Origin of the sequence: Acrocarpospora corrugata (assembly GCF_009687845.1) — a bacterium.
GTDB lineage: Bacteria > Actinomycetota > Actinomycetes > Streptosporangiales > Streptosporangiaceae > Acrocarpospora > Acrocarpospora corrugata.
The window spans coordinates 38,942-51,262 of sequence record NZ_BLAD01000074.1; the positions used below are offsets into that span (position 1 = coordinate 38,942).

The window sequence follows — 12,321 nt, forward strand, 5'->3', positions numbered from 1 at the left end:
GTGGCCACGCGCGTCCCCGGTTCGCCCGTCCCGCCGGGCGACCTCGCCCAGCATCTGCAGCGCGAACGCCTCAGCCGGGTTCAAGCGTCAACTCGCTGCTCAGCTCAGGAGGCGCACCAGTTCCACCCGGGAGCGGATATCGAGTTTGGCGAAGATGTTTCTCAGGTGGTGTTCGATCGTGCGGGGGCTCAGGTACAGCCGGGCCGCGACCTCGCGGTTGGTGGCGCCGTCGGCCACCAGGCGGGCGATCTGGAGTTGCTGGGCGGTGAGGTCTCCGGTGGGGGCGGGGCGGGTGGACGGGACCGCTTCGCCGGTCGCGCGTAGTTCGTTGCGGGACTGTTCGGCCCAGAGTCGCGCGCCGAAACGTTCAAAGGTGTCGAGGGCGCCGTGCAGGTGCTCGCGGGCCGCGCCGGGGCGGCGGTCGCGGCGCAGGGCGTTGCCGAACAGGAGTTCGGTCCTGGCCGTCTCGAACTCGGAGAAGCCCCGCCGGTGCAGGTCGAGCGCTTCCCGGTAGAGGTCCTCGGCGTCGCCGGGCGCCGCCAGCAGGGCCCGGCACCGTACGGCAAGGGCCAGCCGGTCCGGGCTGCGCGTGCTGTCCACCCACCGGCCGAACACCGCCAGCGCGGCTTCGGCCCGTTCCCTGTCCCCGGTCCGTACGGCGGCCTCGACGAGGGTGGGGGTGGCGGTCACCCGTACCACGAGATGGCCGTTCCGGGTCGGCCGGAGCCGCTGGACGACGGCGGCGGCGTTGCCGCGGGACAGGTCGAGGCAGGCCAGCGCCCAGGTGCTGAGCGCGCCGGCCAGGCCCACGCCGTGCGCTCCGGCCAGGTCGATGGCGGCTTCCGCGCGGGTTCTGCAGGTCTCCTCGTCGCCCCGGACGGCCGCCATCATGGCCAGCCAAGCCAGGTGCTGCCCCGCGCTGTTGCGCTGCCCGGTCTCCTGGGCCAGCCGCAGGCCCTCGGCGGCGTTGGCGGTCACGGCCGGATAGCGGCCCATCCAGAACTCGCTGTGCGTCGCGAACTCCAGCACCTGCGGCACGGTCGAGATCGCCCCACGCGCCTTGGCCGTCTCCACCGCCCGGGTGGACAGCCGCAGCGCCTGTACGTCGTCGCCCAGCATCAGGCTCGCGCACGCGGCCCACACCAGCACCGACGGGCTGTGCACCGAGGGCGCGAGCTCCACCACCCGGCGCAGCGGCCCGGCGGCCTCCGCGTGCCGGCCGCGGAACGAGGCGGCCAGCCCGGTCAGGTACTCGAACATCAGCCGGGTGGCCGGGCAGTCGTCCGGGCGGCGCAGCTCCGCCGCGTCTCTGGCGATCGCCACGAACCGCTGGTGATCACCGGCCAGGTAACTGGCCTCCCCGGCCCGGACCAGCGCCCGCACGGCCATCGTGCGATCCCGCCCCAGCAGCGCCGCCGCCACCGCCAGCAGATCGTCCCTGGCGCTCGCGGTCGCGCCACCGCGCAACTCCAGCCGGGCCCCGATCAGCTCGGCCTGCTGCCGCAACTCCTCGGAGATCGTGCCGGAGCGCAGCCGATCGAGCAACATCCTGGCCTGGTACGGCCGGCCCTCCAGCCGGGCATGCTGCGCGGCCGTGGCCAGCCGCGCCGCCCGCACATCGGCGCACGGGCTCAGCTCGGCGGCCCGCTCGAACGCCGCCGACAGCCCGGGATACCCGGCATGAGGACTCGCCGCCGTTGACAGGCTGGGATGTCCGGCATGTGGGCCGGCCGCCGTTGACAGCTCGGGACGCCCGGCATATGCGCCCACCGTCGCCGACTGGCCGTTATGCGCGTTCGCCGCTGCCGCGAGTTCGTCGCCCAGGGCGGCGCTGGGGCCGTCGAGGGCAGCCGCGCGGTGCCAGGCCCGGCGCAGTGCCTGGCCGTCGCCGCCGAGTACTTCGGCCAGGCGGCGGTGGGCGGCTCGACGCCGCAGCGACGTGGCTCGCCGGTAGACGACCGTGGCCAGGTTCGGCTCCACGAAGGCGCACCGGTCGCCGGTGATGCGTACCAGGCCGGCTTGTTCGGCCGCCTCAAGTCCGGCGAAGGCGCAGTCGGGTTCGGCGGCCCGGACCAGTGCGGGCAGGTCCAGGTCGGGGTCGGCGGCGAGGAGCAGCAGTATCGCGCGGGTCCGGCCGGGCAGGCGTTCTGCCTGGTCGGCGTAGCGCCGGAACAGCCGCCCTTCCGGGGGCAGCGCGGTGGGCGGGGCCGCGTGCCCGGCCAGCTGGGCGGGCGTGAGGGCGGCGACGACCTCGGTCACCGCCAGCGGGTTGCCCCCGGCGATCTGGTCCACCGCCGCCCGCAGCCCGTCGGAGAGCTCTGGAGCCAGGTCGTCCACCAGGTCTCGGCGGGCCCGCTCATCCAGGTTCTCCAGCCGCGCCGACGGGATCCCCGCCAGGTCGGCCGCGGCCGTGAACACCATCGCGACGCGCTCCCCGGACAGCCTCCTGGCCGCGAACAGCAGCGCGTCCCTGCTCGGCGCGTCCATCAGGTGCAGATCGTCGACGCAGGCCAGCACCGGCCGCCCGGCCGAGCAGAGCAGGTTCACCACCGCCGCCGGGACGAGCAGGGCACCCGGGTCCACGCCGCGTTCCAGCGCGTCCGTGAGCGCCGCGCCCTGAACCGGCGGCAGAGCGGGCACATCGCGAGCCAGCGGGCGGAGCAGGCAGTGCAGCCCCGCGAACGGCAGGCCGCTCTCGGCCGCGATCCCGCGAGCGCGCAGCATGAGAAACGGACCAGGGGCGGCGGCGTTGTCACCTCCGGCGTGGCCGGACAGCCCGGCCCCGTCGTCCTGCCCGGTTTGATGGAACGGCCCTGTCGAGGTGTCCCGTCCGGCGTGGCGGAACGGCCCTGTCGAGTCGTCTCGTCCGGCGTGGCGGAACAGCTCTGTCGAGTCGTTCCGTCCAGCCTGGCGGAACAGCCCCGCCGCGTGGTCGAGGAGGGCGGACTTGCCGGTTCCCGCTGCCCCGTGAAAGAGCAGTGCGCCGCCCGACCCCGACGCGGCGTCGTCGAGTAGGCGGCGGACGGTGGCCTGTTCGGTGCTTCTGCCGCGCAGCATGCGGGCTCCGGGGGATCGAAGGTCCGGCAGCCGCCCCGCCGAGGAGCGGGGCGGCTGCCGTCAGGCGTCAGCTCGCCGGGGGGACCTGGTAGTCCTTGGCGAGGTCGGACACGGCGGCCTCCTTGAAGATGACGGCGCCGCCGACCGCGGCCTTGTCGGGCTTGACCACGTATGAGGCGCGCGAGGCGGGCTGGTCGTACACGCTGAAGTCCATCGGAGTGCCGCCCAGGCCGCCCTCCCAGGCGTGCTGGGAGCGGTGCGCCTTGATGATGCCCTCGCGGCTGAGGTCCTTGGCCGCGCACGCCTGCGTCAGCGCGTCCCCGATGATCATCGCGGCGGTCCACCCGGTCGAGACGCCGCTGTCCAGCGGCTGACCGGCGAAGCGGGCCTCATAGTCCTTGATCAGCTTCTGGTAGACCGGCAGCGGGGCGCTGATCGGCGCGCCCGCCGTCACGTAGTAGTAGTCCTTGAGCAGGGCCGGCGCGGCGGGGGTGGCCAGCAGCAGCGGGCTGTAGGCCGAGTTGCTGCCGACGAACGGCACGTCCAGTCCTGACGCGAGCGAGACGCCCACCAGCGACGCCGCCTGGCGCGGGCCGACCGAGACCAGGATGGCCTTCACGCCGGCCTTCTTGAACGCGGTCGCCTGCGCGGTCATGTCCTGGTCGGTGGCCTTGATCTTCTGCTCCACCAGGGTCAGGCCGAGCTTCCCGGTCGCGTACTGGGAGCCGTCCAGCGAGCTCTCGCCGTAGTCGCCCTCGAAATACAGGTGACCGATCTTGTCGCCGGCCTTGATGCCCTTCTCCTTCATCAGGAAGTCCACGCCGTTGATCATGTCCACGTCGTACGTGGTGCCGGTGACCTGGATGGCCTCGCTGCCGAGCAGGCCGGTGGCCCACGCCATCGGGATGGTCAGCAGCTTGTCCGTGGTGATCTTGTCCTTCAGCGCGATCACCATCGGCGAGCCGATGAACTGCGGGATCGCCGCCGAGCGCGGGGCCACCTCGGTGTAGGCGGCCATCGCCTTCTGGGCGTCGTAGCCGTGGTCCCGGACCACCAGTTCGATCTTCCGGCCGCAGACCCCGCCGGCCGCGTTGACCTGCTCGAAGTAGAGCTGCTGCGCCTGGGTGAGGCTCTTGCCGAGTGAGGCGTACGGGCCGGTCAGGTCGGTGAGCAGGCTGAGCGTGATGGTGTCGGCGGTGACGCCGGGGCCGGTCTTCACGCCGTCGCCCCCGGTCGCGGTGGCGGGGGCGGCCCCGCCGGTGGCCTTGTCGCTCGCGCAGGCGGACGCGGCCAGCGCGAGGGCCGCCAGAGCCGCTATGGCTATGCGGTTACGGAACATGGGAACTCCTGGTTTCGGGGGAACGGGCCAGTCGGAGCCGGATGGAGGGGAGGCTGGGGCGGATCTTGCGCAGCAGGCCGTACAGGCCTCCGGGGAGGAAGAGCACGACCGAGACGACGGCGGCGCCGTACAGGATGCGGGCCGCCTCGGCGGGGGAGACCCCGCCGGAACCGGGTGCGGCGATCAGCGGGATCGCGTCGCTGTAGCGGGTGAGCAGCTGCGGCAGCATGGAGACGAAGACCGCGCCGATCACCGCGCCGGTGACCGAGCCGAGACCGCCGATGACGATCATGGCCAGGTAGTCCAGCGAGAGCAGCACCCCGAAGTACTCCGGGACCGTCCGCTGGAACACCAGGGCGAGCAGGACGCCGGCCAGCCCGCCGTACATGGAGGAGAGCACGAAGACGCCCGCCCGGTAACGGGTGACCGGGACGCCGATCACCCCGGCCGCGATCTCGTGGTCCCTGATCGTGTTCATCGCCCGGCCCGGCCGCCCGCGCAGCACGCCCCTGGCGAAGAAGGCCGCCCCCGCCAGCAGCACCGCGCCGAGGAGCCAGAGCCGCTCCAGCGACCCGAACGGCACCGCCAGCAGGACCACTTCCGGCGAGTCCGCGAACACGAACCCGAACAGTTCCATCGGCGGTACGGCCCTGCCGTTGAACCCGCCGGTCACCGGCCCGGCGTTGAACAGCACGTGCTGACCCCCGAAGATCAGCGCGAGGGTGGCGATGCCCAGATAGGCGCCCTTCAACCGGCTCGCGATCGGGCTGAACAGTCCGCCCGCCACCCCGGCCGCCAGCACCGCGAGCACCGCCGCGAGCGGCGTCGGCAGCCCGAGCCCGCCCAGCGTCCCGGTGGGCTCGGCGGCCAGGAACACGTACGCGTACGCGCCGACCGCCAGGAAGAACGCGTGCCCCATGGACAGCTGCCCGGTCGCCCCGGTCAGCAGGTTGAGGCCGATCGCGCCGATCGCCGCCGACATCGCGAACAGGCCGGTCTGCAGCCAGAACCCGTCCAGATAGAACGGCACGGCCACCACCGCCGCTACTGTTGCCGCCACCGCGGCCCAGAACAGGATCCTAGACACGGGCGAGCTCCTTGGTCCCGAACAGCCCCGCGGGCCTGATCAGCAAGATAACGATCATCACCAGGAACGGCGCGACATCGCCGATGCCCCGGCCCAGGAAGGCCAGGTCGTTCTGGTAGCCGCTCATCATCGCCTCGGTGACGCCCACGACCAGGCCGCCCACCAGGGCGCCGGTGGTCGAGTCCAGCCCGCCGAGTATCGCGGCGGGGAACGCCTTGATCGCGGCCAGGCTGGTGCTGCGATCCAGGCCCGGCGTGGGGAACACGCACAGGAAGACGGCGGCGACCGCGGCCAGGCCGCCCGCCACCGCCCAGGCGCTGAGCGAGACCCGGCCCAGGCGGATGCCCATCAGCGCGGCCGTCTCCGCGTCCTCGGCGGTGGCCCGCATCGCCACCCCCCAGCCGGTGTACTTGAACGCCAGCAGGAACGCGCTGATCAGCAGCGTGGCCGTGACCAGCGCCACGATCCGGGTCTCGGCGATGGTGACGCCGCCGATCCGGACCACCGAGTCGGCCCACGGGTCGCCCACGGCCAGCACCTCGGTGCCGATCTGCCGGGTCAGCTCGGTGGTGAGCACGATGTCCACGCCGATGGTGACGATGGCCAGCACGCTGTGCGAGGCCACATTGGCGCGCCGGATGATCAGGAACTCGATCAGCGCCCCGATCACGGCCGCCGCCGCGATCCCGATCAGCAGCGCCGCCCAGAACCCCACGTACGGGTGCAGCCGCGCCACCAGATACCCGCCCGCCAGCAGCAGCGACGCGTGCGCGAAGTTCACCACCTCGGTCGCCTTGAAGATGACGACGAACCCGAGCGCGATCAGCGCGTAGACGGCCCCGATGGAGATTCCGTTGACGAGAAGCTCCAGGAACGTGATCACGAACCCTCCTTGCCGAGGTAGGCGCCGATGACGTGCGGATCGTTCTGCACCTCGGCGGGGGTGCCGTCGGCGATGCGCCGGCCGAAGTCCAGGACGGTGACCCGGTCGGCCAGGCGCATCACCAGGCCCATGTCGTGCTCGACCAGGAGGATGGAGATGCCGAGGCTCTGCCGTACCGAGATGATCAGTTCGGCCATCTCCTGGCGTTCGCCGCTGTTCATCCCGGCCACCGGCTCGTCCAGGAGCAGCAGCCGGGGCTCCATGCAGAGGGCGCGGGCCAGTTCGACGCGTTTCTGCACGCCGTAGGGGAGCAGGCCGACGGGCCTGGCCAGGTGCGGGGTGAGCCCGACGAACTCCGCGATCTCGGCCACCCTGGCCGCGTGGCGGCGCTGCTCGCGGCGGGCGTGCGGCAGGCGGAGCCCGGAGGAGACGAAGCCGGAGCGGGTCAGGCGGTGACGGCCGAGCATCAGGTTGTCGTGCGTCGGCAGGTGCGGGGAGAGGGCGATGTTCTGGAAGGTGCGGGCGACGCCGAGGGCGGCCACCTGGTGCGGTTTGCGGGTGGTGAGCTCGGCCGCGCCGAACCTGACGCTGCCCGAGGTGGCCCGGTAGACGCCCGACAGCACGTTGAAGCAGGTGGACTTGCCGGCGCCGTTGGGGCCGATCACCGCGTGCACCGAGCCGGGCGCGACCGTGAAACTGACCTGGTCGAGGGCGACCAGACCGGCGAACCGCACGGTCACGTCGCGGACTTCCAGCGCTGCCATACCGTCCGGTTGGTATGCCGTGGTCATGCGGACCACCTCGGCAGGGTACGGGCGACCAGTTGCCCTTCGACCGCGTCCGCGATGCCCAGATATCGCCGCCGCACCTCGTCGCTGGCCGCCAGTTCCGCGGCCGTGCCCTCCAGGGCCACCTCGCCGACCTCCAGCACGTACGCGTACGAGGCCAGCGACAGCGCCATCGCCACGTTCTGCTCCACCAGCAGCACCGAGGTCCCCCGCGCGTTGATCTCCTTGATCGTCTCCACGATCCTGGCCGCCACCAGCGGCGCCAGCCCCAGGGTCGGCTCGTCCAGCAGCAGGGCCGCCGGGTCCGCCATCAGCGCCCTGCCGATCGCCAGCATCTGCTGCTCGCCCCCGGACAGCAGCCCCGCCCGCTGCCCGGCCCGCTCCCTGAGCACCGGGAACAGTTCGTGCACCTGGTCGCGCGCCCGGTGCGCGTCCTTCCGCGACCGGCCGAGACCCCCCGCGCGCAGGTTCTCCTCGACCGTCATCCGGGCGAACACCCGGCGGCCCTCCGGCACCTGCACGATGCCCCTGCCGACCACCGCGGCCGCGCTCAGCCCGGACAGCCTGGCCTCGCCGAAGGTGATCATGCCCCGGGCGAGGCCGCGATGGAAGCGGAGCGTGCCCGAGACGGCCCGCAGCAGAGTGGTCTTCCCGGCGCCGTTGGCGCCGAGCACGGCGACGATCGATCCGGCCGGCACCCGGAGCGACAGGCCGCTCAGCGCGCGCACCGGCCCGTAGTTCACCGCCAGGTCGCTGACCGTCAGGTCGGTCATTCGGTTCACGGGCACACCCAATCCCGGCCGTGCACGGCCGTCCAGATGCGGCGGTGAAGTCGGGAGTTCTGCCCACCGGCGTACCGGGGTGACTGTGCAGCCGCACAACGGCGTGTCACGAAACGAAACCGAACCTTGTTCCGGAGTTGGCCGGGTGGCACCCTCGGGAGGATGCGCCCCCAACTGCACGCGGATGAGGAAGTCCGGGAAATGTTGCGCACGGCGGCCCGGGCGATGCTGGAACGCCTCCCCGAGCTGACGGACGAGCTGGTCGCCCGGGTCCGGGGCGGCGACGAGGACTACTGCTCGCTGGTGCCGTACGACGATCACTGGGCCAGCACGCTGGAGGGCATGCGGCTCGGCATCACGGCCATCCTGCAGAAGCGGGGGGAGCGGCGGGACCTGCAGTTCACCGAGGCGATGGCGCGGCGGCGGGCCGACCAGGGGCTGCCGCTGGACTCGATGATGCGGATGTACCGGCTGGCCGCCCAGGTCACCTGGGCCGGCATCGTCGACTACATGGAGCGGGAGCACCCCGACCAGCTGGGCGCGCTGGTGCGGACGGCCTGTCACGTGTGGCACGCCATCGACCGGCAGGCGCTGGTGGCGGGGGACACCTACCGGCGGCGGGAGAGCGAACTGCTGGGACGCAATCACGAGCGGGTGAGCGCGCTGCTGGACGCGCTGCTGGACGGCGCCGCGGACGCGGGCGTGGTCCGCTCCGCCGCCGCCGGGCTCGACCTGCCGGAACGCGGCAGGTACGCGGTGGTCACCGTGCGTTTCCCGGTACGGCACGACGGGGGACGCCTGCCGGAGAAACTCGGCGGCATGCGCCTGCTGTGGCGGATGCGCACCGGGCATGAGGTCGCGGTCGTCGCGCTGGGCGAGGGCACCCTGGACGGGCTGGCCAGCGCGCTCAGCGTGACCGTGAGCGGGGTCGCCGGGATCAGCCCGGTGGTCGACGGGCTGGTCGAGCTGGGCGAGGCGCACCGGCTGGCCGAACTGGCGATGCGCACCTGCGTGGACGCCGGGCCCGAGGTCGCCCGCCTGGACCAGCGCCTCCCGGCCGTTCTCGTCATCTGCCAACCCGAGATTTCCGGATATTTGGTGAATGGGGTGCTGGGGCAGCTGCTCGCCCTGGACCCCGCCGACCGGGACGTGCTGCTCACCACCCTGGAAACCTGGCTGCGCTGCGAGGGCTCCGCGGCCCAGGCCGCCGGGCAGCTCTACTGCCACCGCAACACGATCATCAACCGGATCCGCCGAATCGAGAACCTGACCGGGCGCTCCCTCTCCCGCCCCCGCGACATCGTGGACCTCGCCCTGGCCCTGGACGCGGTACGGCTCCTGCCCACCTCCTGACCTCACCGGATGGGAGAGCGCTCTCCCTTCGTGCGCTAGAGTTCATACATGAGGGAAGATCGCCTGGTTTCGCCCACTCTTGAGGACGTCGCCAGGGCCGCGGGCGTCTCCCGGGCCACCGTGTCCCGCGTGATCAACGGCATCCGCAACGTCGACCCGGAAATCCAGGAAACGGTCCGGCGGGCCGTCGCCGCCGTCGGCTACGTGCCCAACCGGGCCGCCCGCTCCCTGGTCACCGGCAAGACCGGCTCGATCGCCCTGGTCGTCTCCGGCGCGGGCCACTTCTTCGCCCGCGTCTTCACCGACCCCTTCTTCGGCCGCGTCGTCAGCGGCATCTCCGGCCACCTCCGCCCGCTCGGCGTGCACCTGGTGCTCATGCTGGCCGAGGCCGCCGACGCCCGCGCCCAGATCATCGACTACCTGCGCCAGGGCCACGTGGACGGCGCCATCCTCGTCTCCACCCACCCCGAGGACCCGCTCCCCGCCCAGCTGGTCGAGTCGGGCCCGCCCGTCGTCCTGTTCGCCCGCCCAGCCCAGCCCATCCGGATCAGCTACGTCGACGTCGCGCACAGCGCCGGGGCCCGCCTCGCCGCCGACCACCTGATCGCCCGCGGCTGCCAGCGCGTCGCCACCATCTCCGGCCCGCTCGACGTGCCCGCCAGCCTGGAACGCCAGTCCGGCTTCCGGGAGGCCATGGCCCGGCACGGGCACGCGTACATCCCCAGCGTGGAGGGCAACTTCACCCAGGAGTCCGGCGAACGGGCGATGGAACGCCTGCTCGCCGAGCATCCCGACATCGACGGCCTGTTCACCGGCAACGACCTGATGGCCCAGGGCGCCCTGCTGGTCGCCCAGGCGCACGGCCGCCGGGTCCCCGACGACCTCGCCGTCGTCGGCTTCGACGACAGCAGCGCCGCCCTCGCCTGCCGCCCGCCGCTCACCACCGTCCGGCACCCGGTCGAGGACATGTCCGCCGAGATGGCCCGCCTGCTGCTGGCCCACATCGAGGACCCCGACCGCCGCGTCACCTCGGTCATCTTCGAACCCGAACTGGTGATACGGCAGTCGGCCTGACGCGCTCAGCCCTTCGCGTCCAGGACCCGGACGTTCTGCGCGCCGCGCAGCGCGGCCACCCGGGACGCCTCCTTCTCCAGCGGTTCCTGGGGGAGCGGCTCGAACGCGGTCACCGTGACGTCCAGGGTGTTCTTGCCGGCCATCTTGGCCCGCCACACCCCGGCGATCTCGCCGTCCAGCAGGACCGCGCCGGGATTGCCGAGCATGCGCCAGATCTCAGCGTGGCGCGATTTGTCCGGGACCAGGAGGGTGCGGTCGCGGGCCTGCAGGTAAGGGTCGGACGGGGGGAGCAGCCGGAGCAGCCGGGGGCGGCGGGTCGCGTCCAGGAGTAAGTCGATCCGGTCGGTGGGCAGCCAGGCGCGGCGGCCGTCCACCCGCACCTCGGCCAGGTCCTTCGGCCACATGCGCTTGATCTCGGTCGGGGTGGTGCCCATGAACTTGGCCGCCTCGGCGGGGGTGGCCGGGCCGAGCAGCCGCAGATAGGCGGAGATGATCGAATCGGGGGCGATCGACTGGTTCGGGACGTTCCGGCGCCCGCCCACCGGAACCAGGGTGGTGGCCGAGCCCTTCGGCGCGAGCCGCACCCCGGCGGCCAGGCCGACCTGCTGGAACAGCGCGCCCGAGATGTGCTGGGCGTTGCAGCCGCGGCACCAGTAGGTCACGCTCTCCGGGACCAGTGCGCTCACCGCCGTGCTGACCTCGCCCTTGGTCATCGGGCCGGTGACCACCTCGTGCATGGCCTTGGCCGCCGCCCGGAACGCGGTCAGGCCCAGCCGGGCCCCCACCCGGATCTGCGAGGTGACGATCCGCGCCGTCGCGTCGGCGTCGCTGACCGGCCACAGGGCGGAGGCCAGCGCGGGCAGGTCGGCCGTCCGGTGCAGGTGGGGGGCGCCACGCGTCGACCAGACCAGGGTGAGCGCGGCGTCATCCGGCTCCGCGATGGTCCGCGCCGCCACCGCCAGCCGGGCCGACCCGTACGGAGTGTCCTGCACCCCGAGATCGAGGACGGCCAGGCCGGCGGGCGGGAGGTCGGGCCGGTCGAGTTGCTGGGCCGCGACGCGATAGGCGAGGACCTGTAGTCGATCCACGTTCATGACTCAGACCTTAGCCGTCCGGGGTGGGGCCAGGGGTTGGGCTTGCATGAGGCGAGTGACTTCGTCTGCTGCATCATGACGGGGGCGGGCTTTCCGCGTCCAGGACAGCCCACGTGGCCGTGCCCGAGACCATGACCGACCTCATGACTGATGACATATTCACGGTAGGAGGCAAGATCGCGGCCGTAGCCCTCCGACCCCTCCGCCCACCGCCTGGCGTTGATCACCGCGCGGCTGCCGTTCCAGCAGGACAGCTCCCCGCCGGTACGCAGCGGCAGGCACTGCGCGTTGGTCGTGGCCGGGCTGGACAGCGCCACCCGGACCTGGACAGGACCCGACTCGACCCGCTTGAACCGGGCCCAGCCGCGCTTGTCGTTCAGGATGCGGTGCACCTCGCGGGCGAACTCCTTGCCGTCGAACGGCAGGCCCTTCTCCACCTCGACCAGGTAGCGGATCTCCCGGCCGCCGCCCTTGCGGGACTTCTCGCCGCCGGGGACCAGCGCGTACCCGCCTTTGGCGCGGAACGGGACCTTGACCTTGGCCGGTTGTACCCGCCCGTTCACGATCAGCGCCTTCTCGCCCCGGGGCGCGGGCAGCGCGGTTGGCGAGAGGAGCGCGGGCGTCGGTTTCGGTGGTTTCGATGGCTTCGCCGACGGGACGGCGGCCGTCAGGACCGCCGGTCTGACCGGAGGCTCCGGCTCGGCCAGTACGACCCCGCCGATCAGCCCGGTGACAACGATCCCCGCCGCAGCCAGCAGGAAACGATGATCCACTAGCACTCTCCCACCCACACGAACCGAACACCGGGGATCTGATCATACGGGAAAACGATCACACGATTAGGCCGTCACGCTGGCGTTTCGT

Annotated in this window: 10 protein-coding genes; 2 read left to right on the top strand and 8 right to left on the bottom strand. The window is 72.3% G+C overall.

From position 1 onward, the window contains the following. Positions 1-99: 99 nt before the first annotated feature. The 6 genes from Acor_RS29525 to Acor_RS29550 all read right to left on the bottom strand — a co-directional run bounded on the left by Acor_RS29525 (position 100) and on the right by Acor_RS29550 (position 7,927). Positions 100-3,057, bottom strand: coding sequence for a helix-turn-helix transcriptional regulator (locus tag Acor_RS29525; RefSeq protein WP_155340036.1), 2,958 nt, complete (start codon positions 3,055-3,057; stop codon positions 100-102). 67 nt (positions 3,058-3,124) lie between these two features. Beyond that, entirely contained in the window at positions 3,125-4,396 is a 1,272-nt protein-coding gene (locus tag Acor_RS29530; RefSeq protein ID WP_155340037.1) for an ABC transporter substrate-binding protein, read from the bottom strand. Beyond that, a complete protein-coding gene (locus Acor_RS29535) occupies positions 4,386-5,483 on the bottom strand; it encodes a branched-chain amino acid ABC transporter permease (protein ID WP_155340038.1) in 1,098 nt (365 codons plus the stop codon). The genes Acor_RS29530 and Acor_RS29535 overlap by 11 nt, the downstream gene beginning before the upstream one ends. Next, complete coding sequence (locus Acor_RS29540) at positions 5,476-6,366, bottom strand: branched-chain amino acid ABC transporter permease (RefSeq protein ID WP_155340039.1); 891 nt, start codon at positions 6,364-6,366, stop codon at positions 5,476-5,478. Before Acor_RS29540 ends, Acor_RS29535 begins: the two co-directional genes overlap by 8 nt. Then, positions 6,363-7,157, bottom strand: coding sequence for an ABC transporter ATP-binding protein (locus Acor_RS29545; protein ID WP_246239299.1), 795 nt, complete (start codon positions 7,155-7,157; stop codon positions 6,363-6,365). Before Acor_RS29545 ends, Acor_RS29540 begins: the two co-directional genes overlap by 4 nt. Further along, positions 7,154-7,927, bottom strand: coding sequence for an ABC transporter ATP-binding protein (locus tag Acor_RS29550; RefSeq protein ID WP_155340073.1), 774 nt, complete (start codon positions 7,925-7,927; stop codon positions 7,154-7,156). Before Acor_RS29550 ends, Acor_RS29545 begins: the two co-directional genes overlap by 4 nt. A 171-nt stretch (positions 7,928-8,098) precedes the next feature. On the opposite strand from Acor_RS29550, the gene Acor_RS29555 reads away from it, so the two are divergent. Together Acor_RS29555 and Acor_RS29560 are read left to right on the top strand one after the other, a co-directional pair. After that, the gene (locus Acor_RS29555) at positions 8,099-9,289 is read left to right on the top strand and encodes a PucR family transcriptional regulator (protein ID WP_218034554.1); all 1,191 of its coding nucleotides are present in this window, start codon (positions 8,099-8,101) and stop codon (positions 9,287-9,289) included. 48 nt (positions 9,290-9,337) lie between these two features. Next, positions 9,338-10,363 (top strand): LacI family DNA-binding transcriptional regulator, encoded by a 1,026-nt coding sequence (locus Acor_RS29560; RefSeq protein WP_155340040.1) that lies wholly within the window; start codon positions 9,338-9,340, stop codon positions 10,361-10,363. Between the two features lie 5 nt (positions 10,364-10,368). Here Acor_RS29560 and Acor_RS29565 read toward each other — a convergent pair whose 3' ends face one another. Continuing rightward, complete coding sequence (locus Acor_RS29565; RefSeq protein ID WP_155340041.1) at positions 10,369-11,457, bottom strand: DNA glycosylase AlkZ-like family protein; 1,089 nt, start codon at positions 11,455-11,457, stop codon at positions 10,369-10,371. Continuing rightward, on the bottom strand, positions 11,454-12,230 hold the full coding sequence (locus Acor_RS29570) for a DUF3152 domain-containing protein (RefSeq protein WP_246239306.1): 777 nt from the start codon (positions 12,228-12,230) through the stop codon (positions 11,454-11,456). Before Acor_RS29570 ends, Acor_RS29565 begins: the two co-directional genes overlap by 4 nt. Positions 12,231-12,321 lie beyond the last annotated feature (91 nt).

Coding starts and splice junctions, on each gene's coding strand:
- Acor_RS29525 (WP_155340036.1), bottom strand. CDS start 3,057: ATGCTGCGCGGCAGAAGCACCGAACAGGCCACCGTCCGCCGCCTACTC.
- Acor_RS29530 (WP_155340037.1), bottom strand. CDS start 4,396: ATGTTCCGTAACCGCATAGCCATAGCGGCTCTGGCGGCCCTCGCGCTG.
- Acor_RS29545 (WP_246239299.1), bottom strand. CDS start 7,157: ATGACCACGGCATACCAACCGGACGGTATGGCAGCGCTGGAAGTCCGC.
- Acor_RS29550 (WP_155340073.1), bottom strand. CDS start 7,927: ATGACCGACCTGACGGTCAGCGACCTGGCGGTGAACTACGGGCCGGTG.
- Acor_RS29555 (WP_218034554.1), top strand. CDS start 8,099: ATGCGCCCCCAACTGCACGCGGATGAGGAAGTCCGGGAAATGTTGCGC.
- Acor_RS29560 (WP_155340040.1), top strand. CDS start 9,338: ATGAGGGAAGATCGCCTGGTTTCGCCCACTCTTGAGGACGTCGCCAGG.
- Acor_RS29565 (WP_155340041.1), bottom strand. CDS start 11,457: ATGAACGTGGATCGACTACAGGTCCTCGCCTATCGCGTCGCGGCCCAG.